Below are 22759 nucleotides of genomic sequence, written 5' to 3' on the forward strand. Positions count from 1 at the left end.
GATGCCTCTTATTTGGGGCATCCCCGGTTGGTCGTTCCTAGGGGGGCATGGTCGCCGGTAAGGTGGCCAGCACTGTTGCTGTGGTAACCCCTGGGCACACGCCCGGGAATCTTTGACTGTTACGTATTCGTCGATCCTCAAGACCGTCACCTCTCGCTCTGCGCAGGGGTCGCAGGAGGCACCGTGCTCACCGCGTTCGCCCGGGCGTTCAAGACGCCCGACCTGCGCAAGAAGCTGCTCTTCACGCTCGGCATCATCGTGCTCTACCGGCTCGGGGCACACATCCCGGTACCGGGAGTGAGCTACGAGAACGTCCAGACCTGTGTTGACCAGGCAAGTAAGGGCAACAACAGCCTCTTCGGCCTGGTGAACATGTTCAGCGGTGGTGCACTGCTGCAGATCACGATCTTCGCGCTCGGCATCATGCCGTACATCACGGCCAGCATCATTCTTCAGCTGCTGACCGTGGTCATTCCCCGACTCGAGGCGCTCAAGAAGGAGGGGCAGTCCGGCCAGACCAAGATCACGCAGTACACGCGTTATCTGACCGTCGCGCTCGCCATCCTCCAGGGCACCGGCCTGGTGGCCACCGCCACCAGCGGCGCGCTGTTCAGCGGCTGCCCGGTCGCCGACCAGATCGTCCCGAACCACTCCATCTTCACGACCATCGTCATGGTGGTCACGATGACCGCGGGCACCGCTGCCGTCATGTGGCTCGGTGAGCTCATCACCGACCGCGGCATCGGCAACGGCATGTCGATCCTGATGTTCATCTCGATCGCCGCCAGCTTCCCCGGCGCCCTGTGGGCCATCAAGCAGAGCGGCAAGCTGGCCGACGGCTGGATCGAGTTCGGCACCGTCATCCTGGTCGGCTTCGTGATGGTGGGCCTCGTGGTCTTCGTCGAGCAGGCCCAGCGCCGGATTCCGGTGCAGTACGCGAAGCGCATGATCGGCCGCAGGTCCTACGGGGGTACGTCCACGTACATCCCGCTGAAGGTGAATCAGGCGGGTGTGATTCCCGTCATCTTCGCTTCTTCGCTGCTCTACATCCCGGCCCTGATCGTCCAGTTCTCCAACTCCACGGCGGGCTGGGCCACATGGATCAAGGACCACTTCGTCAAGGGCGACCACCCGTACTACATCACGGCGTACTTCCTGTTGATCGTCTTCTTCGCCTTCTTCTATGTGGCGATTTCGTTCAACCCCGAGGAAGTCGCCGACAACATGAAGAAGTATGGTGGCTTCATCCCGGGTATCCGGGCTGGTCGACCTACTGCCGAGTACCTGAGCTACGTGCTCAACAGGATTACTTGGCCGGGCTCGCTGTACCTGGGTCTGATCGCTCTGGTGCCGACGATGGCGTTGGCAGGCTTCGGTGGCGCTAACCAGAACTTCCCGTTCGGCGGGACGAGCATCCTCATCATCGTGGGTGTGGGTCTGGAGACCGTGAAGCAGATTGAGAGTCAGCTCCAGCAGCGCAATTACGAAGGGTTCCTCCGCTGATGCGAATCGTCCTCGTCGGGCCGCCCGGTGCCGGCAAGGGAACGCAGGCTGCGTACCTTGCCAAGAACCTGTCGATTCCGCAGATCTCCACGGGCGACCTCTTCCGCGCCAACATCAGCCAGGGCACTGACCTTGGCAAGCAGGCCCGCGCCTACATGGATGCAGGTCAGCTGGTGCCGGACGAGGTCACCATCGGGATGGCCAAGGACCGCATGGCCCAGCCGGACGCCGCGAACGGCTTCCTGCTCGACGGCTTTCCCCGCAACGTGGGACAGGCCGAGGCCCTTGACGCGATGCTCAAGGACGAGAGCACCAAGCTGGACGCGGTCCTGGACCTGGAGGTCCCCGAGGACGAGGTGGTCAAGCGCATTGCCGGCCGCCGCATCTGCCGGAACGACGGTTCGCACGTCTTCCACGTCACGTACAACCAGCCGAAGACCGAGGGTGTCTGCGACATCTGCGGCGGCGAGCTGTACCAGCGCGACGACGACACGGAAGACACGGTCCGCACCCGGCTCGAGGTCTACCACACGCAGACCGAGCCGATCATCGACTACTACAGGTCGCAGGGCCTGGTGGTCACGATCTCCGCGCTCGGCAAGGTCACGGACGTGACCGAGCGGGCGATGGAGGCCCTCAAGAAGTCCGGCGAGGACTGAGGAAGCACTCGTAGTAGCTGTACAGCCGGCCGCGGCGTCCTTGGGCGCCGCGGCCGGCTCTGTTTGCGCCGTATCGTGGAGTACGCCGCAGCACCCGTCACCCTTCGATACCCGTCCGATGCAGAGAGGCGCCGCGTAATGGTGCAGATCAAGACCCCCGAGCAGATCGCGAAGATGCGTGAGGCAGGGCTGGTGGTCGCTGCCATTCACGCGGCCACGCGGGAAGCGGCGGTGCCGGGTGCCACCACCCAGGACCTGGACCAGGTCGCGCGCAAGGTGATCGCCGCCCACGGTGCGAAGTCGAACTTCCTGGGGTACGGCGGGTTCCCCGCGACCATCTGCACCTCGGTCAACGAGGTCGTCGTCCACGGCATCCCGGACGACAAGACCGTCCTCAAGGACGGCGACATCATCTCCATCGACGCCGGCGCGATCGTCGACGGCTGGCACGGCGACGCCGCGTACACCGCGTTCGTCGGCACCGGTCACGCTCCGGAGCTCATCGAGCTGTCCCGGGTGACTGAGGAGTCCATGTGGGCCGGGATCGCCGCGATGAAGGTGAACAACCGCCTCGTGGACATCTCGAAGGCGATCGAGTCCTACATCCGCCGCCAGCCCCGCCCGGCCACCGGCAAGTACGGAATCATCGAGGACTACGGCGGCCACGGCATCGGCACCGAGATGCACATGGACCCGCACCTGCTGAACTATGTCGCGCGCAAGCGCGGCAAGGGCATCAAGCTCGTGCCCGGGGTCTGCCTGGCGATCGAGCCGATGGTCTCGCTCGGTACGGCGCAGACCGAGGTGCTCCAGGACGACTGGACGGTCATCACGACGGACGGCACCTGGTCCTCCCACTGGGAGCACTCGATCGCCCTCACCGAGCAGGGCCCCCTGGTCCTGACGGCCCCCGACTGCGGCCGCGCGAAGCTCGCGCAGTACGGCATCGAGGCGGCGCCGGACCCGCTGGGCTGATCGCCCATCCGGCGGACGGAGTCCGGCTCAGCGGGCCGAACCCTGTGAGGCGCTCCGGCGCCGAGCCCGCGAGGGCTGCGTGAGGGAGGGGCCGGCATCGAGGTGGCCCCGACCCGCTGGGCCGAGAACGCGCCCCCGAGCAGGTCTAAGGATCTACTCTGGTGGGCAAACTTGACGGATTCGTCTTTTGCGGTCCGCTGACGTAGACTGACTCGTCGGCTCTCGTGCATCCGTGTGTCCACATACGGGGTAGAGGGTCGATCAAGGTAGCCGATTCGAAAGGCGAAGCGTGGCCAAGAAGCAAGGTGCCATCGAAATTGAGGGCACCGTGATCGAGTCCCTCCCGAACGCCATGTTCAAGGTGGAACTCCAGAACGGTCACAAGGTCCTCGCGCACATCTCCGGCAAGATGCGGATGCACTACATCCGAATCCTCCCGGACGACCGGGTCGTGGTGGAGCTCTCTCCGTACGACCTGACGCGTGGCCGGATCGTCTACCGATACAAGTAGATCTTGCCCACGCCCTGCTTCGGCAGGGTGGTGGCACTGACCCGGAGAACCTGACATCCCATGAAGGTCAAGCCGAGCGTCAAGAAGATCTGCGACAAGTGCAAGGTGATCCGCCGTCACGGTCGGGTCATGGTCATCTGCGACAACCTGCGCCACAAGCAGCGCCAGGGCTGACGCACGACCCCCTGCATCTCGCAGCACTTCGCGCGACGCACGTAATACGTACATACGCAGAGCCCGTCCAAGCCACGGCTGACGACACCTCCGGCGGGGGCCGGGGACCCGGACGTACCACCTCTCCTTCCACGGAGCGGTCGGCGGCCGGGAGTGGCACTGCGGAAGACCCCCGAAATAACAACTGGAGCCATTGAATGGCACGCGTTTCAGGTGTTGACATCCCGCGCGAAAAGCGCGTGGAGGTTGCCCTCACCTACGTCTTCGGTATCGGGCGCACCCGGTCCAAGGAGATCCTCGCCACCACCGGCGTGAACCCGAACACCCGCGTTCGTGACCTGGCCGAAGAGGACCTGGTCAAGATCCGCGAGTACGTGGACGCCAACCTCCGCACCGAGGGTGACCTTCGCCGCGAGATCCAGGGCGACATCCGCCGCAAGATCGAGATCGGCTGCTACCAGGGCATCCGCCACCGTCGTGGTCTGCCGGTCCACGGCCAGCGCACCAGCACGAACGCCCGTACCCGCAAGGGCCCGCGTCGCGCGATCGCCGGTAAGAAGAAGCCGGGCAAGAAGTAGTCCTCAGCGGACGCACTGCGGCAGTCCGGATCCCCGGATCGTCGCAGCATCCAGCGGTCTTCGCTGTAGGACCGATCACCTCCCCTCTCCATCTGGAGTCAAGACATGCCCCCCAAGGGTCGTCAGGGCGCAGCCAAGAAGGTGCGTCGCAAGGAAAAGAAGAACGTCGCTCACGGCCACGCGCACATCAAGAGCACGTTCAACAACACGATCGTCTCGATCACGGACCCCGCGGGCAACGTGATCTCCTGGGCCTCCGCCGGCCACGTCGGCTTCAAGGGCTCGCGCAAGTCCACCCCCTTCGCCGCGCAGATGGCCGCCGAGTCGGCCGCCCGCCGCGCGCAGGAGCACGGCATGCGCAAGGTGGACGTCTTCGTGAAGGGTCCGGGCTCCGGCCGCGAGACCGCGATCCGCTCCCTCCAGGCCACGGGCCTCGAGGTCGGTTCGATCCAGGACGTCACCCCCACTCCGCACAACGGATGCCGGCCGCCCAAGCGCCGTCGCGTCTGACGCACTGAAGCAACGGAGACAACTGGAAAATGGCGCGATACACCGGGGCCGACTGCAAGCGTTGCCGTCGGGAGAAGCAGAAGCTGTTCCTTAAGGGCAGCAAGTGCGAGAGCGCGAAGTGCCCGATCGAGATCCGTCCTTACCCCCCGGGTGAGCACGGACGCGGGCGCACCAAGGACAGCGAGTACCTTCTTCAGCTTCGTGAGAAGCAGAAGTGCTCGCGGATCTACGGTGTCCTTGAAAAGCAGTTCGTGAACTACTACAAGGAAGCGAACCAGAAGTCCGGCAAGACCGGTGAGAACCTTCTGCGCATCCTTGAGACCCGCCTCGACAACGTGGTCTACCGGGCCGGCTTCGCCAAGTCCCGCGACCACGCCCGTCAGCTGGTGCGTCACGGACACATTGCCGTGAACGGCACGAAGACCGACATTCCGTCGGCCCGCGTCGCCGCGAACGACGTCGTCGAGGTCCGCCAGAAGTCCAAGGCCCTGACCCCCTTCCAGGTGGCCCAGGCCGAGGCCGGCGAGCGCACCGTTCCGGCATGGCTCGAAGCCGTGCCGTCGACGATGCGGATCCTCGTGCACTCCCTGCCCGAGCGCCAGGTGATCGACACCCAGGTGCAGGAGCAGCTGATCGTCGAGCTCTACTCCAAGTAGGAGAGCTCGTGGGTCCGGGCGGTACGGCTCTTTCGGGTCGTGCCGCCCGTACCCTTGTCAGTATCTGGGGGCGTCAAATAGTGGGCGCCCACGACTGAAGGATCCAAGCATGCTTATCGCTCAGCGTCCCTCGCTGACCGAAGAGGTCGTTGACGAGTTCCGCTCCCGGTTCGTGATCGAGCCGCTGGAGCCGGGCTTCGGCTACACCCTCGGCAACTCTCTCCGCCGTACGCTCCTCTCCTCGATCCCCGGCGCTGCTGTCACCAGCATCCGGGTCGACGGTGTCCTGCACGAGTTCACCACCGTGCCGGGCGTCAAGGAGGACGTCACCGACCTCATTCTCAACATCAAGCAGCTGGTCGTCTCCTCGGAGCATGACGAGCCGGTCGTGATGTACCTGCGCAAGCAGGGTCCCGGCCTGGTCACCGCTGCTGACATCGCCCCGCCGGCCGGTGTCGAGGTCCACAACCCGGACCTGGTCCTGGCCACGCTGAACAGCAAGGGCAAGCTGGAGATGGAGCTGACCGTCGAGCGCGGTCGCGGCTACGTCTCCGCCGTCCAGAACAAGCAGGCGGGCCAGGAGATCGGCCGTATCCCGGTCGACTCCATCTACTCGCCGGTGCTCAAGGTCACGTACAAGGTCGAGGCGACCCGTGTCGAGCAGCGCACCGACTTCGACAAGCTGATCGTCGACGTCGAGACCAAGCAGGCCATGCGTCCCCGTGACGCCATGGCGTCGGCCGGTAAGACCCTGGTCGAGCTGTTCGGTCTGGCGCGCGAGCTCAACATCGATGCCGAGGGCATCGACATGGGCCCGTCCCCGACGGACGCCGCGCTCGCTGCCGATCTGGCGCTGCCGATCGAGGAGCTCGAGCTCACAGTCCGTTCGTACAACTGCCTCAAGCGTGAGGGCATCCACTCCGTGGGTGAGCTCGTCGCTCGTTCCGAGGCCGACCTGCTCGACATCCGCAACTTCGGTGCGAAGTCGATCGACGAGGTCAAGGCGAAGCTGGCCGGTATGGGCCTGGCGCTCAAGGACAGCCCGCCCGGATTCGACCCGACCGCCGCTGCCGACGCCTTCGGCGCCGACGACGACGCGGACGCGGGCTTCGTCGAGACCGAGCAGTACTAGTACGCCTCCGGCCGGGGTGTCCGGATTTCCGGGCACCCCGGACCGGGGTGAGGCTCCGGCCTCGATCGCCGGACGGGTTCCACGAGCCCCGACGGCCCATGATCTTCCGTGAGGCGGCCGCTTCACGGGAACTGACACCGGTACCTGATACGGCCGGTGCAGCACACAAGGAGAAACACCATGCCGCGTCCCGCAAAGGGTGCCCGTCTGGGCGGCAGCGCCGCGCACGAGCGTCTGCTTCTCGCGAACCTCGCGAAGTCGCTGTTCGAGCACGGCCGCATCACGACGACCGAGGCCAAGGCCCGCCGCCTGCGTCCGGTCGCCGAGCGTCTGATCACCAAGGCGAAGAAGGGCGACATCCACAACCGTCGCCTGGTTCTGCAGTCGATCACGGACAAGGGCATCGTGCACACGCTCTTCACCGAGATCGCTCCGCGCTACGAGAACCGCCCCGGTGGTTACACGCGCATCACCAAGATCGGCAACCGTCGCGGCGACAACGCCCCGATGGCCGTCATCGAGCTGGTCGAGGCGCTGACCGTGGCGCAGCAGGCCACCGGTGAGGCCGAGGCCGCGACGAAGCGTGCGGTCAAGGAAGACTCCCTCAAGAAGGACGCGGCTCCGGCCGAGTCCGCTGAGGTCGTCGAGGACGCCGCTCCGGCGGAGGAGTCCAAGGACGCCTGAGCGTTCTGAGACCACTGGACGGGCCCGCACCACCCTTCGGGGCGGTGCGGGCCCGTTCCGTATGTTCAGGCTTGAGAGGATCGTTGGGTGAGTGACGAAGTAGAGCCCGGGTCCGTGCGGGTACGGCTGGACCTTGCGTACGACGGCAAGGATTTTTCCGGCTGGGCGAAGCAGACCGCCCGGCGCACGGTGCAGGGGGAGATCGAGGACGCACTGCGGACCGTGACGAGGTCGTCGCGGACGTACGACCTGACGGTCGCCGGGCGCACCGATGCCGGGGTGCACGCCCGTGGCCAGGTCGCGCATGTCGACCTGCCGGCCGAGGTGTGGGCCGAGCACGGCGAGCTGCTCCTGCGGCGAATGGCCGGGCGGATGGCACCCGACGTACGGATCTGGCGGGTGGCCGAGGCCCCGGTGGGGTTCAACGCGCGATTCTCCGCGTTGTGGCGGCGTTACGCGTACCGGATCTCCGACCGGCCCGGTGGGGCCGATCCACTGACGCGTGGTCATGTGCTTTGGCACGACCGGCCGTTGGACGTGGACGCGATGAATGCGGCGTCGGCCCGGATGCTCGGGGAGCACGACTTCGCCGCGTACTGCAAGAAGCGCGAGGGCGCGACGACCATCCGTACGCTGCAGAAGCTGAGTTGGGTACGGGACGCGGAGTCCGGGGTCGTCACGGGGACCGTGCAGGCCGATGCCTTCTGTCACAACATGGTGCGTGCGCTGGTGGGGGCGATGCTGTTCGTGGGCGACGGGCGCCGCCCCGACCCGTGGCCCGCCCAGGTGCTGGCTGCCGGGGTGCGGGATCCGGGAGTGCACGTGGTGCGGCCGCACGGCCTGACGCTGGAGGAAGTCGCCTACCCGGCCGATGAGTTGCTTGCCGCACGCAACAAGGAGGCGCGCAATGTGCGGTCGCTGCCGGGACGCGGGTGCTGCTGAGGCGGACCGGGCTCAGCTGGACATCTTCCCCGCGTGTGCTCGCCGTCGGCGCCATGCTGCTGTCAGCTGTCCCGCCAGGAACAGTGCGGCGAGCGTCGACAGCGTCGACCGGACCGGGCCGATGCCCGGGCTCCACCAGGCGTAGGCCGCGGCCGCCGTGAACAGCGGCAGGCCCAGGGCGCGCAGCAGCCACCAGCGGGCCGGGCGGGGTTCGTAGGTGCCCGGGGCCGGTGGGTGGCTGCCGTCCTCCGTCGTCATCGTGTCGCGCATCCCGGCGAGCAGTCCGCGGCGGGTGAGGACCCGGGCGCCGGGGAGGGTGTCCAGGATCTCCGGGCGGGTGCCGAAGGCCGTGGGGAGCGGCGGGAGGGCGAGGGCTGCCAGCAGGTCGGACTGGTGCCGGGGCGGATTGCCGGTGGAGCGGAGGATGTGGGTCAGGGGGCGCGGGTCCGCGACGGCGAAGAGCCGGGACAGGGTGGCGGCCGTGGCGGTGACCGTGGTGTGGTCCGGAGCCGGGGACGTGGTGTTCCACTCGTGCGCTGCCAGCGGTCTGCCCTTGTGGAACACGGTGAAGCCGCAGCGCTCGGGGGCGCGGCGCAGGACCAGCGTCGGCCACTTCTCACCGGTGGTGAAGTTGTCGGCCGCCGTCGTCAGCCGGTCCTCCGTGGACAGGACCGAGCGTTTGGCCGGCTTGAGATCGGGGACGGCCTCGATGTACGTGTGCGTCGCCGATGCCGGGGCCGTACGCAGGGAGATGCCGCACATCAGCGCGGCCTGCGCCACGTCCTCCGGGCGGGCGGCCGCTATCGCGAGCGCGCAGGGGGCGTCGGCCGTCCAGCCGGTGGCGGGTACGGAGTGGGGGTGCGAGGGGCGGGCGAAGAACGGGGTCCTGGTCGCGACATGGATACGGACGCCCGAGCGGGTCTCGAGGAACTCCTGGCGCGGGTCGTCGCCGAAGTACGCCCAGGGGTACTTGGTGGCGGCGGTGCCGATGGCGCGGAACGTGTCGAGGGCGTCGTGCCAGCGGTCCTGGCGCAGCATCATCAGGGCCAGCTGGTTGCGGAAGCCGGCGGCCTCGCGGCTGCCCGGGGCGTATTCGGCGGAGAGGGCCAGGGCGCGGGTGACGGCGGCCGCCACGCGGGGCGCGAACGGGTCGGGGCCGGCGGAGGCGGTCGTCGGGCCGGTGGTGAGGACCTCGTACTCCAGCGCCGCCGACAGGGGCAGCGCGTGCAACTTCGAGCCGGGCGGGGCCGTGTCGGCCGCGCTCTCGGCGAAGGCGAACATCTCCTCGTGCGAGCCGTGCCACTTCGCGCACAGGTACTGCAGGGCCGCGGCGTGGCAGCCGTAGTGGTGCGGATCGCGGGCGATGGCCTCGGCCCAGTAGTCGTCGAAGACGGCACGTGGAGCCTGACTGCCGAGTGCGTGGGTGAGGGCGATGCGCCAGGGGACCGGGTCGGCCGGGTTGAGCTCGGCCGCCGCGCCGATCACCGGGGCCGCGTCCTCCAGGAGCGCGAAGAAGGCCTGGAACTGGTCGCGCGACACATGCCGGGCGCGGGCCGCCGTACGTATCTCCCAGGCCTGGTCGACACAGAGCTCGGCCTTGACCAGGGCCGCGTCCGGATCATCGGGCGCCCCGTCCAGCCATGCGTCCAGCCAGCCGGGGTTGTGCAGCGCGGCCTCGGCGAGACGCGTGACGTACCCGTCCCTCAGCTCCCACTGGGCGTGCGCGCGGGTCGCGGCGAGGAGGTCACGGGCGGGGCCGTGGTCGCCCGCGGTGGCCGCCGCCAGTGCCGCACGCAGCGACGCGTCCGGCGGGTCGACGACCACGGCCTCGTCCGGCGGCAGGTCCGCCCCGATCGTGGCGCTGTGCCGCAGTACCCGGGGCAGCGTGAGCAGGAAGGGGAGGCGCACGACGTCTCGGGACCGGATCAGCCGGTCGATGCGGTGGCCGCGGCGGAGGCCTGGACCTCGCCGCGGTGGCGTATCTGACGGAACGTGAAGTTCCGTAGGTCGTCGCCGACGGTGAATACGTTCTTGTCGGCCTTGGAGACGTTCTTGCCGTTCGTGAAACCGCCGATGGTGAAGTAGGCGTAGCGGCCGTACCAGTTGGTGGTACGACGGCAGATCGAACCACCGCGGCAGAACGTCGGCACGCCCGCGCCGCTCAGCGAGGCCAGGCCGCCGGACGCCTGCTGCGCCGACTTCTTCGCCTGCGCCTCCGTCTCGAAGACCGCGACACCGACGGTGACGGCGACCCCTGCCCTGCTGTACGTGGCACGGATGACCTGGTCGCAACCGTTGGTCGTGAGGATCGAGCCGAGTGCGCCCTGCGTGGTCGCCGCGCAGTTCGTGGTGCGGTGCGTGGCGCCCTTGGCGTACACGCGGTCGCCCATCGTCAGCTTCTTGCCCGGGTAGAAGGAGTCGATGGTGAGCGGCGCCTTGTCCTTCTTCACGTCGGAGACGTAGTCCTTCGGGTCCGGCGGGGGCGGCGGCGCCACCGTGGAGAAGGACGGCTCGGGCGCGGTCGAGTCGGTCGGCAGATCGGCGGGTCCCGGCAGTTGGCTCGCGTTCGTGTCCGAGCCGGTGGAGCCGCCGTTGCCGTTGGTCGAGATGACGGCTGTGGCGACGATTGCCGCGACCGCGGCGGTGGCGAGCGCGCCGCCGCCGATCAGCAGCCACTTCTTACGATGGCTCCGCGCGGCGGATGCCTCGGCCAGCGCCGCCCAGTCCGGAGTCTGATTGCCCCCGGGCCCCCAGGAGGGCCCCCCTTGCCCAAAGCTCATGCGGCGAATCCTAGACGGAACGTAAACCGGTTGGGCCAGGGCTTCGCGGGCCGTGACAATGCTGTGCATGGGACATCTTGAAGCGGGCCATCTGGAGTACTACCTACCGGACGGGCGGGTGCTGCTCGGCGATGCTTCGTTCCGGGTCGCGGATGGGGCCGTCGTCGCCCTCGTCGGGGCGAACGGCGCCGGGAAGACGACGCTGCTGCGACTCTTGTCCGGGGAGCTCCAGCCGCACGGCGGCACCGTGTCGGTGAGCGGCGGACTCGGGGTGATGCCGCAGTTCGTGGGCTCGGTCCGGGACGACCGTACGGTCAGGGATCTGCTCGTCTCCGTCGCCCAGCCGCGCATCCGTGAGGCCGCGCAGGCGGTCGACAGGGCCGAGGAGCTGATCCTCACCGTCGACGACGAGGCCGCGCAGATGAAGTACGCGCAGGCCCTCAGCGACTGGGCGGAGGTCCGCGGATACGAGGCCGAGACCGTCTGGGACATGTGCACCATGGCCGCGCTCGGTGTTCCGTACGAGAAGGCGCAGTGGCGTGAGGTGCGGACGCTCAGCGGAGGTGAGCAGAAGCGGCTCGTGCTGGAGGCGCTGCTGCGCGGTCCCGACGAGGTGCTGCTGCTCGACGAGCCGGACAACTACCTCGACGTCCCCGGCAAGCGGTGGCTGGAGTCGAAGCTCAAGGAGACGCGGAAGACGGTGCTCTTCGTCTCCCACGACCGGGAGCTGCTGTCCCGGGCGGCCGAGAAGATCGTCAGCGTGGAGCCCAGCCCGGCGGGCAGCGATGTGTGGGTGCACGGCGCCGGCTTCGATACGTACCACCAGGCCCGCAAGGACCGGTTCGCGCGGTTCGAGGAGCTGCTGCGGCGCTGGGAGGAGGAACACGCCCGGCTGAAGGCGCTGGTCCACCGGCTGCGGCAGCAGGCGGCGATCAGCCCCGACATGGCGTCGCGCTACCGGGCCATGCAGACCCGCTTCAAGAAGTTCGAGGACGCGGGGCCGCCGCCGGAGCCGCCGCGCGAGCAGGACATCAAGATGCGGCTGCGCGGTGGCCGGACCGGTGTGCGGGCCGTGACCTGCAAGGGGCTCGAACTGACCGGGCTGATGAAACCGTTCGACCTGGAGATCTTCTACGGGGAACGGGTCGCCGTCCTCGGCTCGAACGGGTCGGGCAAGTCTCACTTCCTGCGGCTGCTGGCCGGGGAGCCGGTGGCGCACGCGGGCGAGTGGAAGCTGGGCGCGCGGGTCGTGCCCGGGCACTTCGCGCAGACGCACGCCCATCCGGAGCTGATGGGACACACACTCGTCGAGATTCTGTGGACCGGGCACGCGAAGGACCGGGGCGGGGCCATGTCCGTACTGCGCCGGTACGAGCTGGAGCGGCAGGGGGACCAGCCCTTCGAGAAGCTGTCCGGCGGGCAGCAGGCGCGGTTCCAGATCCTGCTGCTGGAGCTGGCGGGGACCACTGCGCTGCTGCTGGACGAGCCGACGGACAACCTGGACCTGGAGTCGGCGGAGGCGCTGCAGGACGGTCTCGAGGCGTACGACGGAACTGTGATGGCTGTCACGCACGACCGGTGGTTCGCAAAGTCGTTCGACCGCTATCTGGTGTTCGGGTCGGACGGGGTGGTGCGGGAGACCGTGGAGCCGGTGTGGGACGAGCGCAGGGTCGAGCGGGAGCGGTAGGGCCGGCGCGTTTTGACCCGTCCCGGGCGGGGCGGGTACTGTCGGGGGTTGTTATACGTATCGGCTTCGTCGTTCTCACGCGAAGAGCCCTTACGTAGGTTCTCTGGAGCAGTTACCAGTGGCTCGCATACGGACAGCGTTCCCGGCATTGTGGGCCCCAGCTGCATGATCGCTTCAGGGGTGCCATGTGTCTGGACCTCATCCACTGAAGAAGCGAAGGCTACGAAGTGCGTACGTACAGCCCCAAGCCCGGCGATGTCACTCGCCAGTGGCACATCATCGACGCCGAGGACATCGTCCTGGGTCGTCTGGCCACCACGGCCGCGAACCTCCTCCGAGGCAAGCACAAGGCGATTTACGCCCCCCACATGGACATGGGTGACTTCGTCATCATCATCAACGCCGAGAAGGTTCACCTCTCCGGCAACAAGAAGACCCAGAAGATGGCGTACCGCCACTCCGGGTTCCCGGGTGGTCTGCGCTCCGTGCGTTACGACGAGCTGCTCTCCAAGAACCCGGAGAAGGCCATCGAGAAGGCCATCAAGGGCATGATCCCCAAGAACACCCTGGGCCGTCAGATGCTCTCGAAGCTCAAGGTCTACGCGGGCGACCAGCACCCGCACGCTGCTCAGCAGCCGGTCCCGTTCGAGATCACCCAGGTCGCGCAGTAGTTCCGGCCTCCCCCTAAGACATAAAGAAAGATCTGAGGAGAATCGTGGCCGAGACCACTGTTGAGAACCCCATCGAGGGCACCGAGGGCGAAGAGGTCTTCGCCGAGGTGACCACCTTCGAGTCCGAGGTTCCCGTCGAGGGCGAGTACACCAGCGAGTCGCTGGCGTCCCGCTTCGGCGACCCGCAGCCCGCCGCCGGCCTTGGCCGTCGGAAGAACGCCATCGCCCGCGTCCGGATCGTTCCGGGCACCGGCAAGTGGAAGATCAACGGTCGCACCCTTGAGGACTACTTCCCCAACAAGGTGCACCAGCAGGAAGTCAACGAGCCCTTCAAGGTGCTCGAGCTCGACAACCGCTACGACGTCATCGCCCGCATCTCGGGTGGCGGCGTCTCGGGTCAGGCCGGTGCCCTGCGCCTCGGTGTCGCCCGTGCGCTGAACGAGGCGGACGTGGACAACAACCGCGCCCCGCTGAAGAAGGCCGGCTTCCTCTCCCGCGACGACCGTGCGGTCGAGCGCAAGAAGGCCGGTCTCAAGAAGGCCCGTAAGGCCCCGCAGTACAGCAAGCGCTAAACCGCCTGCTCAGCTGCTTTACACGTTCGCCCCGGCGGCACTTCTTGTGCCTCCGGGGCGTTCGTCTATAGACGCCCTCGGGCGCATAAGGGCATGAGACGTTCATAGGCCCGCCCTGGTCGGCATCATTCTTCGCGTTGCCACGCGTCTCGCCTTGCGTCTTGCCCTGAGTCGTTTTGACTTGTGATGGCTTGTTTTGTCTTTGCGGTTCGGTTTCGGAGCATCTTCGGAGGACATCAGTGGGACGACTCTTCGGTACGGACGGTGTACGCGGTGTCGCCAATGCGGATCTGACGGCCGAGCTCGCGCTCGGTCTGTCGGTCGCGGCGGCGCATGTGCTTGCTGAGACGGGCACCCTCGACGGCGGACGGCGGCCGACAGCCGTGGTGGGCCGTGACCCACGCGCGTCGGGAGAGTTCCTGGAGGCCGCTGTCGTGGCCGGTCTGGCGAGTGCCGGCGTGGACGTCCTGCGCGTCGGTGTGCTGCCCACCCCCGCGGTGGCGTACCTCACCGGCGCGCTGGGCGCCGACCTCGGCGTGATGCTCTCCGCCAGCCACAACGCCATGCCGGACAACGGGGTCAAGTTCATCGCCCGCGGTGGTCACAAGCTCTCCGACGAGCTCGAGGACCGGATCGAGACCCTGTACGAGCAGCACCGCACCGGTGCGCCGTGGGAGCGTCCGACCGGTGCCGGTGTGGGTCGTGTCACGGAGTACGCGGAAGGCTTCGACCGGTATGTGGCGCACCTCGTCGCGGTCCTGCCGAACCGGCTGGACGGGCTGAAGATCGTCCTCGACGAGGCGCACGGCGCGGCCGCCCGGGTCTCGCCCGAGGCCTTCGCACGGGCCGGCGCCGAGGTGATCACGATCGGTGCGGCCCCGGACGGTCTGAACATCAACGCCGGCTGCGGTTCCACCCATCTGGACCTGCTGAAGGCCGCCGTCGTCGAGCACGGCGCCGACTTCGGTATCGCGCACGACGGCGACGCCGACCGCTGCCTCGCCGTGGACGCCTCGGGCGAGGAGGTCGACGGTGACCAGATCCTGGCCGTGCTCGCCCTCGCCATGCGCGAGGCCGGACAGCTGCGCAAGGACACCGTGGTCGGCACGGTCATGTCCAACCTCGGCTTCAAGATCGCCATGGAGCGCGAGGGCATACACGTCGTCCAGACCGCCGTCGGCGACCGGTACGTACTGGAGTCGATGAAGGCCGAGGGCTTCGCGCTGGGCGGCGAGCAGTCCGGCCATGTCATCGTCCTCGACCACGCCACGACCGGTGACGGCACGCTGACCGGCCTGCTGCTGGCGGCCCGGGTCGTCGCCACCGGCCGTACGCTCGCCGAACTCGCCGGCGTCATGCAGCGGCTCCCGCAGATCCTGATCAACGTCCCGGACGTCGACAAGTCCCGGGTGGAGACGTCGGCGGAGCTGGCGGCCGCGATCGACGACGCGGAGCGCGAGCTGGGTGACACCGGCCGCGTACTGCTGCGCCAGTCGGGCACCGAGCCGCTGGTGCGGGTCATGGTCGAGGCGGCCGACATCGAGCAGGCGCGGTCTGTGGCCGGGCGGCTGGCCGATGTGGTGAAGTCCGCGCTCGGATAGCGCGTCGTTCCGCTGTCACAGAACGCCGGAGGGGCCCGATGCGTGCATCGGGCCCCTCCGGCGCTCCTCTCAGGCCCGTCCGGCGCCCGGGGCAGCGGCGGCGGTCCAGTGGCGGTGGGCTGCCCACAGAGCCTTCTGGAGCAGCAGCGTCAGCGTCCCCGCGAGCACGATCCCGCCGAGGTTCGCCATCAGCTGGCCCACCGAGCCCCACATCTGCCCGTAGTCCCGGTAACTGAACGCCACCGCCGCATTGGCCGCGGCCGGCACGGTCGTCACCGAGATCGCGACGCCGATCAGCGCCCCGGACTTCGTCGAGGTGAGGGAGAGCGTCCCGGCGATGCCCGCCAGGAAGGCCACCACGAACGACATCCAGTCCGGCTTCCAGATGAACGCCGTGTTGGGCCGGGCCGCCTCGATCATCGCCTCCGTGAACAGCCCGAAGGCGTTCATCATCCACGCGAACCCGACCGTCACCACTATCGCGACGGCGAACCCGGCGATCAGCGTCCACAGTGACCGCCACGCCAGACGCGGGGCACGCTGCACCAGTGCCGTGGAGATACCGGCCAGCGGCCCGAACTCCGGGCCCACCGCCATCGCGCCGACGATCAGGATCGCGTTGTCGAGCATCACACCGCAGGCGGCGAGCATCGTCGCGACCGCGAGAAACGCCGCATAGGTGACGCTGAAAGTCGACTCCTCGTGGGTCGCGTCCGTCAGCTTCTCCCACAGCACGGCATCCACACCCTCGCCCGGTGCCTCCTCCTTGGCCAGGTCGGCGCGGGCGGAGAGCGTCAGGTCCGAGTGCTCGACGGTGATGGAACCGGACTCGTCGATACCGAGCGCGCGCAGGGCGCCGATCAGCTCGTCACCCGCCTCGCGTGCCACGTCGCACAGCACCACGTCGCCCGCCGGGTCACGGGCGGCCGCGGGGAGCACCACCAGATGCGTGGTGCCGACCGATTGCTCGACGAGATGCAGCACCTCGTCCGTACGGTCGGCGGGGACGATCAGGCGCAGGTGCAGCACGCGGGTACCCCCGGGAGGCTCGGCGACTCAGAGTTTGCGCAGCGACAGACGCTGGACCTTGTGGTCCGGGCCCTTGCGCAGCACCAGAGTGGCACGGCCCCGGGTGGGCGCCACATTTTCCAGCAGGTTGGGCTTGTTGATGGTCCGCCACATCGTGCGGGCGTACTCCATGGCCTCCTCCTCGGAGACCTGTGTGTACTTGCGGAAGTACGAGAACGGGTTCTGGAACGCGGTCTCGCGCAGCTTGCGGAAGCGGTTGAGATACCAGGTCTCGATGTCCTCGGCCCGCGCGTCCACGTACACACTGAAGTCGAAGTAGTCGGCGAGCCCGACCCTGGTGCGGCCGTCCTTGCCGGGCAGCGCGGGCTGAAGCACGTTGAGGCCCTCGACGATCAGGATGTCGGGGCGGCGTACGGTGAGCCGCTCGCCCGGCACGATGTCGTAGATCAGGTGCGAGTAGACGGGCGCCGTCACCTCGTCCTTGCCGGCCTTGATGTCGGCGACGAAACGGGTCAGGGCGCGCCGGTCGTAGGACTCCGGGAACCCCTTGCGCGACATCAGCCCGCGCGCCTGCAGCTCCTTCATGGGCAGCAGGAACCCGTCCGTGGTCACCAGCTCGACCCGGGGGTGCTCGGGCCAGCGGGCCAGCAGCGCCTGGAGGATACGGGCACTGGTGGACTTGCCGACGGCGACACTGCCCGCGACCCCTATGACGAAGGGAGTGCCGCGCTGCGCGCCGTGGCCGTTGCCCGCGTCCCCGAGGAAGGTGTTGAGGGCGCCGCGCAGGCCGGAGGTGGCCTGGACGTAGAGGTTCAGGAGCCGGGAGAGCGGCAGGTAGACGTCCCGCACCTCGTCGAGGTCGATGACGTCCCCGAGCCCGCGCAGCTGCTCGACCTCGGCGGCGGTCAGCGGCAGCGGGGTCTTGTCGCGCAGGGCACTCCATTCGGCACGCGACAGGTCGACGTACGGCGTCGAAGCGTGCTCGGCGCGTCGCTGGGTGCTCCGTGGCGGCGAAGTGATCACAGGTTCATTGTTGCGGGAGTTTGAACGGAGTGGGGGGTGGGGTCGGTCACGTGGAGAGACGAATGGGTTCGTTCCGGGCGTGCCGACTACGGTTGTGTGCTCACTTTCCTGAGCACACAGAGCTCTCCGCTGTCGGGGTCACCGATGAAGGTCCACAGGAGGGCGGTATCGGGTTCGCCCCTGGCCACGAGTTCGCCACTGACATCGCCGGGGGCGAACTCGACGGACACCTCCGTAGCGTTGTCGTCGTACTCGGACACTCGCGAGTCCCAGGTTCCGGTCCCGGTCATGGTGGAGGGGAAATCGAATCCGGAACTGGCGTCGGTGCGGGCGTCCCGGTAGTCGCCACAGGCATCCGTGGCGCTGAACGTGCCGTTCTCGGCGAATACGAGCTGTCCGCCCTGGTCGTCCTGCCAGGTTCCCCGCAGCCGGCTCCTTGTGAGGACGAGCGGGGGGCCGTCCGGCTCCGGGGGAACGTTCACGGCGCGCAGGCTGAACAGCAGGATGACCAGACCGAAGGGAACGAGCACCACGAGGCCCGCACCGATGCACAGCCCCAGCACGACGGCGGTCCCGTTCGTCATCGGGCGCTTCGGCCGATGGGGCGAAGGAGGCCCCGGGTGCGGCTGAGAAGGCCGGAGGTCCCATGGCGGGTGTGTCGGTGCGTCCGGTCTCTCGGCGCCGGACATGCGCCCTCACCCCCGAGTGCTCGGCCGGTGGGCTGACATCCGGCAGCGACATGTTGCACCCGTGGGTGTCCGCCGTCGATGGCAGGGGCCCGCTGTCCGTACCTCTGTGGCGGACGCCGGGCCCCCGCCCGCAGCCGCGGGGGCATCAGCTTCTGCGGCCGATCCGCAGCGACCTCAGCACGGCCCGGGTCCGGCTCTTCAGCCCGCCGCCGGGCGAGGACGCGGGCCGGGGGATGGAGTCGGCGTAACGTTCCGGCATCCGTACCACCGCGGCGGCCGGCACCCCTGCGTCGATCACCGCGAACCGGTCCGGGCCGAGCCGGTCGTACAGCGTCGGGGACTTCACCTCACGTCAAGGCCACACCGACGCCCGGCGTCTCCGACACCTGCGGCCAGATGAATGCGGGTGCCCGCTTCTCCCTCGTGGACCGTCGGCGCGGCCGGCCGGGGCGTACCGGACCGACGGTGCCGAGTTCGAGGCCCGCGCCTGAGCGGCCACCGGATCGTAGTGCTTCAGCGGTGGGCGCAGGAGTGGGAAGCGGACCTGGGCTGCGGCCGGCAGAGGATTAGGGCGACTGCGCCGACGAATGATCCCGGCCACCCCGCGCCCCTTCTGCGACGATGCCAAGCGAGGGGAGGGCGACCACGAAAGGATCGTTATGTGTGGAATCGTCGGGTACGTCGGTGGGCAGTCCGCGCTTGATGTTGTTGTCGCCGGGCTCAAGCGCCTCGAATACCGGGGATACGACTCCGCGGGCATCGCCGTTCTCGCGGACGGCGGGCTGGCCTCCGTGAAGAAGGCCGGGAAGCTCGTCAATCTGGAGAAGGCACTGGTGGAGCAGCCCCTTCCGGCCGGGACCACCGGGATCGGGCACACCCGTTGGGCCACCCATGGCGCTCCCACCGATGCCAATGCCCACCCGCATCTCGACAACGCGGGGCGCGTCGCCGTCGTGCACAACGGCATCATCGAGAACTTTGCCGCGCTGCGCGCCGAACTTGCCGAGCGCGGCCACGATCTGGTGTCCGAGACCGACACCGAGGTCGTCGCCCATCTGCTCGCCGAGGCGTACTCGTCGAGTGGCGATCCGGCGGAGGCGATGCGGCAGGTCTGCCGACAGCTCGAAGGGGCGTTCACCCTGGTGGCCGTGCATGCCGATGAGCCGGATGTGGTGGTGGGGGCCCGGCGGAACTCGCCGCTGGTGGTCGGGGTCGGGGAGGGGGAGGCGTTTCTGGCCTCCGATGTGGCCGCGTTCATCGCGCACACCCGGTCCGCGATCGAGCTGGGGCAGGATCAGGTCGTCGAGCTGCGGCGGGAGTCCGTCACGGTCACCGACTTCGACGGACAGCCCGCCGATGTCCGCAAGTACCACGTGGACTGGGACGCTTCCGCGGCCGAGAAGGGCGGCTACGACTACTTCATGCTCAAGGAGATCTCCGAGCAGCCCAAGGCGGTCGCCGACACCCTGCTGGGCCGGATCGACCGCGCGGGCTCGCTCCACCTCGACGAGGTGCGCATCCCGCCGCACGTGCTCCGGGAGGTCGACAAGGTCGTCATCGTCGCCTGCGGGACCGCCTTCCACGCCGGGATGATCGCCAAGTACGCCATCGAGCACTGGACCCGGCTGCCCTGCGAGACGGAGCTCGCCAGCGAGTTCCGCTACCGCGACCCGATCCTCGACCAGCGCACCCTCGTCATCGCGATCTCCCAGTCCGGGGAGACGATGGACACGCTGATGGCTCTGCGGCACGCCCGCGAGCAGGGGGCGAAGGTCCTCGCCATCTGCAATACGAACGGGTCGACCATTCCGCGTGAGTCCGACGCTGTGCTGTACACGCACGCCGGACCGGAGGTCGCCGTCGCCTCGACCAAGGCGTTCCTGACGCAGCTCGTCGCCTGCTATCTCGTCGCCCTGTATCTCGGCCAGACCCGCGGAACGAAGTGGGGCGACGAGATCCGGACCGTCGTCCGGCAGCTCTCCGAGGTCCCGGGGCAGGTCGAACGGGTCCTGGAGACGATGGAGCCGGTGCGTGAGCTGGCCCGCTCGCTGGCGCACCAGGACACCGTCCTCTTCCTGGGGCGCCATGTGGGTTACCCGGTGGCCCTCGAAGGCGCGTTGAAGCTCAAGGAACTCGCGTACATGCACGCCGAGGGCTTCGCGGCCGGTGAGCTCAAGCACGGGCCGATCGCGCTCATCGAGAACGATCTGCCGGTCGTGGTGGTCGTGCCGTCGCCGCGCAGCCGGTCGGTGCTCCACGAGAAGATCGTGTCCAACATCCAGGAGATCCGGGCCCGTGGGGCGCGCACCATCGTCATCGCGGAGGAGGGCGACGAGGCGGTCGTCCCGTACGCCGACCATATGATCTGGATCCCCGCTACGCCTACGCTGCTTCAGCCACTGGTGGCAACCGTGCCGTTGCAGGTCTTCGCCTGCGAACTGGCCACCGCCCGCGGCAACGAGGTGGACCAGCCGCGCAATCTGGCGAAGTCCGTGACGGTCGAGTGAACCAATGAATGAGTGAGTGAGCGCGTGATCATCGGGGTCGGGATCGATGTGGCGGAGATCGAGCGGTTCGACGCGGCGCTGGAGCGTACGCCGCATCTGGCTCAGCGGCTGTTTCTGGACAGCGAGTTGCTGCTGCCCAGCGGCGAGCGGCGTGGGATCGCCTCGCTGGCCGCCAGGTTCGCCGCCAAGGAGGCCATCGCGAAGGCGCTGGGGGCGCCCGGTGGGCTGCTGTGGACGGATGCCGAGGTGTTCGTCGAGGACAGCGGGCAGCCCCGGCTGCGAGTCGTCGGCACGGTCGCCGCGCGCGCCGCCGAGCTGGGCGTACGGCACTGGCACGTCTCGTTGAGCCATGACGCGGGGGTGGCGTCGGCCGTGGTGATCGCGGAGGGTTGACCGTATGCGAACTGCGTACAGCGTGGAGACCGTACGGGCCGCCGAGCGCGCCCTGATGGCACGGCTGCCCGACGGCGCCCTGATGCAGCGGGCCGCCGCAGGTCTCGCGGCGGCCTGCGCCGATCTGCTGCGGCGGAGCGGCCGGGTGTACGGGTCCCGGGTCGTCCTGCTCGTCGGCAGCGGCGACAACGGCGGCGACGCGCTGTACGCGGGGGCCCGGCTGGCCCGGCGCGGCGCGGGCGTCCGCGCCCTGCTGCTCGCGCCGGACCGGGCCCACGAGGGCGGCGTCGCGGCGCTCCGCGCGGCGGGCGGGCGTGTGGACGGCGCCGACCGGGTGAGCACGGACCTGATCGGCCGTGTCGATCTCGTCATCGACGGCATCACCGGCATCGGCGGCCGCGGCGGGCTGCGTGAGGGTGCGGCCGCGCTGGTGCGGGTCCTCGAGGCGACCGGGGCGCCGATCGTCGCCGTCGATCTGCCCAGCGGTGTCGAGGCGGACACCGGTGAGGTGCTCGGCGACGCCGTGCGGGCCGATGCGACGGTCACCTTCGGCACGTACAAACCGGGGCTGCTCATCGATCCGGCTGCCGACCGGGCGGGCGCCCTGCACCTCGTCGACATCGGGCTCGACGACGAGCTGCCCGGCGTACCCGATCTGGAGGCGCTGCAGTACGCGGACGTCGCCGCGCTGCTGCCCGTTCCCGCCAGTGAGAGCGACAAGTACCGGCGCGGGGTCGTCGGCATCGTCGCCGGGTCCGCCCGGTATCCGGGGGCGGCGGTGCTCGCCGTCGGCGGGGCGCTGCGGGGCGGCGCGGGGGCGGTGCGGTACGTCGGCCCGGGAGCCGACGCCGTGATCGCCAGGCATCCCGAGACACTGGTCCACTCGGGGCCGCCGTCGAAGGCGGGGCGGGTGCAGGCATGGGTCGTCGGCCCCGGGCTCGGTGACGGTACGGCGGCCGTCTCGGCGGTCGTCGACGTGCTGGCCGCCGATGTGCCGGTGCTGGTGGACGCGGACGGGCTGCGGCTGCTCGACGCCTCCGTCGTGCGGTCGCGCACCGCTCCGACGCTGCTCACCCCGCACGCCGGGGAGGCTGCCGCGCTGCTCGGCGTCCCGCGCGAGGAGGTCGAGGCGGGGCGGCTCGCCGCCGTACGGGAACTCGCCGCGCGTTACCGCGCCACCGTGCTGCTCAAGGGGTCGACGACGCTGGTCGCCACCGACACCGAGCGCACTCCCGTACGGGTCAATCCGACCGGCACCTCCTGGCTGGCCACGGCGGGCAGCGGCGACGTCCTCTCCGGGCTGACGGGATCCCTGCTGGCCGCGGGCCTCGGCCCGCGCGACGCCGCCTCCGTCGGTGCCCATCTGCACGGTCTGGCGGCCCGGCACGCCTCGGACGGCGGCCCGGTCGCCGCGCAGGACGTCGCGGACGCGATCCCGGCGGCGTGGCGGGACGTACGGGCCTGAGCGATCCTGAGCACCAGC

24 protein-coding genes are annotated in these 22759 nt (G+C 68.9%); 18 read left to right on the forward strand and 6 right to left on the reverse strand.

The window, feature by feature from the left end; genetic code table 11:
- Window positions 1–183: 183 nt before the first annotated feature.
- The 11 genes from secY (at window position 184) to truA (ending at window position 8324) form a co-directional block, all read left to right on the forward strand.
- Entirely contained in the window at window positions 184–1503 is a 1320-nt protein-coding gene (gene secY, locus ACIA8E_RS16080; RefSeq protein ID WP_355995963.1) for a preprotein translocase subunit SecY, read from the forward strand.
- Window positions 1503–2162 (forward strand): adenylate kinase, encoded by a 660-nt coding sequence (locus ACIA8E_RS16085; RefSeq protein ID WP_399298390.1) that lies wholly within the window; start codon window positions 1503–1505, stop codon window positions 2160–2162. The genes secY and ACIA8E_RS16085 overlap by 1 nt, the downstream gene beginning before the upstream one ends.
- Window positions 2163–2300: 138 nt before the next feature.
- Window positions 2301–3137: a type I methionyl aminopeptidase gene (map, locus tag ACIA8E_RS16090; RefSeq protein WP_399298392.1), complete on the forward strand. Its 837-nt coding sequence runs from the start codon at window positions 2301–2303 to the stop codon at window positions 3135–3137.
- Between the two features lie 289 nt (window positions 3138–3426).
- On the forward strand, window positions 3427–3648 hold the full coding sequence (infA, locus tag ACIA8E_RS16095; protein WP_003956442.1) for a translation initiation factor IF-1: 222 nt from the start codon (window positions 3427–3429) through the stop codon (window positions 3646–3648).
- A gap of 60 nt (window positions 3649–3708) precedes the next feature.
- On the forward strand, window positions 3709–3822 hold the full coding sequence (gene rpmJ / locus ACIA8E_RS16100; RefSeq protein WP_003956441.1) for a 50S ribosomal protein L36: 114 nt from the start codon (window positions 3709–3711) through the stop codon (window positions 3820–3822).
- A 197-nt stretch (window positions 3823–4019) separates the two neighbouring features.
- Window positions 4020–4400 carry a 30S ribosomal protein S13 gene (gene rpsM, locus ACIA8E_RS16105; protein ID WP_014047799.1) on the forward strand — a complete coding sequence of 127 codons (381 nt, stop codon included), beginning with the start codon at window positions 4020–4022 and terminating at the stop codon, window positions 4398–4400.
- A 105-nt stretch (window positions 4401–4505) separates the two neighbouring features.
- Complete coding sequence (gene rpsK / locus ACIA8E_RS16110; protein WP_006376016.1) at window positions 4506–4910, forward strand: 30S ribosomal protein S11; 405 nt, start codon at window positions 4506–4508, stop codon at window positions 4908–4910.
- Window positions 4911–4939: 29 nt separating this feature from the next.
- The gene (gene rpsD, locus ACIA8E_RS16115; RefSeq protein ID WP_399298395.1) at window positions 4940–5566 is read left to right on the forward strand and encodes a 30S ribosomal protein S4; all 627 of its coding nucleotides are present in this window, start codon (window positions 4940–4942) and stop codon (window positions 5564–5566) included.
- A 109-nt stretch (window positions 5567–5675) separates the two neighbouring features.
- On the forward strand, window positions 5676–6698 hold the full coding sequence (locus ACIA8E_RS16120; RefSeq protein ID WP_399298397.1) for a DNA-directed RNA polymerase subunit alpha: 1023 nt from the start codon (window positions 5676–5678) through the stop codon (window positions 6696–6698).
- A gap of 180 nt (window positions 6699–6878) precedes the next feature.
- The gene (gene rplQ, locus ACIA8E_RS16125) at window positions 6879–7382 is read left to right on the forward strand and encodes a 50S ribosomal protein L17 (RefSeq protein WP_399298399.1); all 504 of its coding nucleotides are present in this window, start codon (window positions 6879–6881) and stop codon (window positions 7380–7382) included.
- Between the two features lie 87 nt (window positions 7383–7469).
- Window positions 7470–8324 (forward strand): tRNA pseudouridine(38-40) synthase TruA, encoded by an 855-nt coding sequence (gene truA / locus ACIA8E_RS16130; protein WP_399298401.1) that lies wholly within the window; start codon window positions 7470–7472, stop codon window positions 8322–8324.
- Between the two features lie 12 nt (window positions 8325–8336).
- Here truA and ACIA8E_RS16135 read toward each other — a convergent pair whose 3' ends face one another.
- Together ACIA8E_RS16135 and ACIA8E_RS16140 are read right to left on the reverse strand one after the other, a co-directional pair.
- The gene (locus ACIA8E_RS16135) at window positions 8337–10232 is read right to left on the reverse strand and encodes a hypothetical protein (RefSeq protein WP_399298403.1); all 1896 of its coding nucleotides are present in this window, start codon (window positions 10230–10232) and stop codon (window positions 8337–8339) included.
- 17 nt (window positions 10233–10249) lie between these two features.
- Complete coding sequence (locus ACIA8E_RS16140; protein WP_399298405.1) at window positions 10250–11104, reverse strand: hypothetical protein; 855 nt, start codon at window positions 11102–11104, stop codon at window positions 10250–10252.
- Between the two features lie 58 nt (window positions 11105–11162).
- On the opposite strand from ACIA8E_RS16140, the gene ACIA8E_RS16145 reads away from it, so the two are divergent.
- The 4 genes from ACIA8E_RS16145 to glmM all read left to right on the forward strand — a co-directional run bounded on the left by ACIA8E_RS16145 (window position 11163) and on the right by glmM (window position 15635).
- Complete coding sequence (locus tag ACIA8E_RS16145) at window positions 11163–12791, forward strand: ABC-F family ATP-binding cassette domain-containing protein (protein ID WP_399298703.1); 1629 nt, start codon at window positions 11163–11165, stop codon at window positions 12789–12791.
- Between the two features lie 227 nt (window positions 12792–13018).
- The gene (gene rplM, locus ACIA8E_RS16150) at window positions 13019–13462 is read left to right on the forward strand and encodes a 50S ribosomal protein L13 (protein ID WP_030979660.1); all 444 of its coding nucleotides are present in this window, start codon (window positions 13019–13021) and stop codon (window positions 13460–13462) included.
- Between the two features lie 44 nt (window positions 13463–13506).
- Complete coding sequence (gene rpsI / locus ACIA8E_RS16155) at window positions 13507–14034, forward strand: 30S ribosomal protein S9 (RefSeq protein ID WP_030979658.1); 528 nt, start codon at window positions 13507–13509, stop codon at window positions 14032–14034.
- A gap of 239 nt (window positions 14035–14273) precedes the next feature.
- Complete coding sequence (gene glmM / locus ACIA8E_RS16160) at window positions 14274–15635, forward strand: phosphoglucosamine mutase (RefSeq protein WP_399298408.1); 1362 nt, start codon at window positions 14274–14276, stop codon at window positions 15633–15635.
- 69 nt (window positions 15636–15704) lie between these two features.
- Here glmM and ACIA8E_RS16165 read toward each other — a convergent pair whose 3' ends face one another.
- The 4 genes from ACIA8E_RS16165 to ACIA8E_RS16180 all read right to left on the reverse strand — a co-directional run bounded on the left by ACIA8E_RS16165 (window position 15705) and on the right by ACIA8E_RS16180 (window position 18722).
- The gene (locus ACIA8E_RS16165; RefSeq protein WP_399298410.1) at window positions 15705–16664 is read right to left on the reverse strand and encodes a DUF389 domain-containing protein; all 960 of its coding nucleotides are present in this window, start codon (window positions 16662–16664) and stop codon (window positions 15705–15707) included.
- Window positions 16665–16691: 27 nt separating this feature from the next.
- Window positions 16692–17687 (reverse strand): type I pantothenate kinase, encoded by a 996-nt coding sequence (coaA, locus tag ACIA8E_RS16170; protein ID WP_030914205.1) that lies wholly within the window; start codon window positions 17685–17687, stop codon window positions 16692–16694.
- Window positions 17688–17773: 86 nt separating this feature from the next.
- Window positions 17774–18271: a hypothetical protein gene (locus ACIA8E_RS16175; protein WP_399298412.1), complete on the reverse strand. Its 498-nt coding sequence runs from the start codon at window positions 18269–18271 to the stop codon at window positions 17774–17776.
- 250 nt (window positions 18272–18521) lie between these two features.
- Entirely contained in the window at window positions 18522–18722 is a 201-nt protein-coding gene (locus ACIA8E_RS16180; RefSeq protein ID WP_399298414.1) for a hypothetical protein, read from the reverse strand.
- Window positions 18723–19035: 313 nt separating this feature from the next.
- Between ACIA8E_RS16180 and glmS the strand changes: the two genes are divergently transcribed.
- The 3 genes from glmS to ACIA8E_RS16195 are packed head-to-tail and all read left to right on the forward strand — an operon-like array spanning window position 19036 to window position 22741.
- Window positions 19036–20883 (forward strand): glutamine--fructose-6-phosphate transaminase (isomerizing), encoded by a 1848-nt coding sequence (gene glmS / locus ACIA8E_RS16185; protein WP_399298416.1) that lies wholly within the window; start codon window positions 19036–19038, stop codon window positions 20881–20883.
- A gap of 24 nt (window positions 20884–20907) precedes the next feature.
- On the forward strand, window positions 20908–21276 hold the full coding sequence (locus tag ACIA8E_RS16190) for a holo-ACP synthase (protein ID WP_399298705.1): 369 nt from the start codon (window positions 20908–20910) through the stop codon (window positions 21274–21276).
- Window positions 21277–21280: 4 nt separating this feature from the next.
- On the forward strand, window positions 21281–22741 hold the full coding sequence (locus ACIA8E_RS16195; protein WP_399298418.1) for an NAD(P)H-hydrate dehydratase: 1461 nt from the start codon (window positions 21281–21283) through the stop codon (window positions 22739–22741).
- Window positions 22742–22759: the final 18 nt, after the last annotated feature.

The organism is Streptomyces sp. NPDC051664 (assembly GCF_044453545.1).
In the GTDB taxonomy this organism is placed as follows: Bacteria; Actinomycetota; Actinomycetes; order Streptomycetales; family Streptomycetaceae; genus Streptomyces.

Bases quoted from the DNA above. Each gene is read 5' to 3' on its own strand.
- ACIA8E_RS16175 (WP_399298412.1), bottom strand. From the start codon at position 18,271: ATGACGAACGGGACCGCCGTCGTGCTGGGGCTGTGCATCGGTGCGGGC.
- ACIA8E_RS16120 (WP_399298397.1), top strand. From the start codon at position 5,676: ATGCTTATCGCTCAGCGTCCCTCGCTGACCGAAGAGGTCGTTGACGAG.
- rplQ (WP_399298399.1), top strand. From the start codon at position 6,879: ATGCCGCGTCCCGCAAAGGGTGCCCGTCTGGGCGGCAGCGCCGCGCAC.
- map (WP_399298392.1), top strand. From the start codon at position 2,301: ATGGTGCAGATCAAGACCCCCGAGCAGATCGCGAAGATGCGTGAGGCA.
- ACIA8E_RS16195 (WP_399298418.1), top strand. From the start codon at position 21,281: ATGCGAACTGCGTACAGCGTGGAGACCGTACGGGCCGCCGAGCGCGCC.
- ACIA8E_RS16140 (WP_399298405.1), bottom strand. From the start codon at position 11,104: ATGAGCTTTGGGCAAGGGGGGCCCTCCTGGGGGCCCGGGGGCAATCAG.
- ACIA8E_RS16085 (WP_399298390.1), top strand. From the start codon at position 1,503: ATGCGAATCGTCCTCGTCGGGCCGCCCGGTGCCGGCAAGGGAACGCAG.
- rpmJ (WP_003956441.1), top strand. From the start codon at position 3,709: ATGAAGGTCAAGCCGAGCGTCAAGAAGATCTGCGACAAGTGCAAGGTG.
- rpsM (WP_014047799.1), top strand. From the start codon at position 4,020: ATGGCACGCGTTTCAGGTGTTGACATCCCGCGCGAAAAGCGCGTGGAG.
- rpsK (WP_006376016.1), top strand. From the start codon at position 4,506: ATGCCCCCCAAGGGTCGTCAGGGCGCAGCCAAGAAGGTGCGTCGCAAG.
- glmS (WP_399298416.1), top strand. From the start codon at position 19,036: ATGTGTGGAATCGTCGGGTACGTCGGTGGGCAGTCCGCGCTTGATGTT.
- ACIA8E_RS16145 (WP_399298703.1), top strand. From the start codon at position 11,163: ATGCTGTGCATGGGACATCTTGAAGCGGGCCATCTGGAGTACTACCTA.
- rpsD (WP_399298395.1), top strand. From the start codon at position 4,940: ATGGCGCGATACACCGGGGCCGACTGCAAGCGTTGCCGTCGGGAGAAG.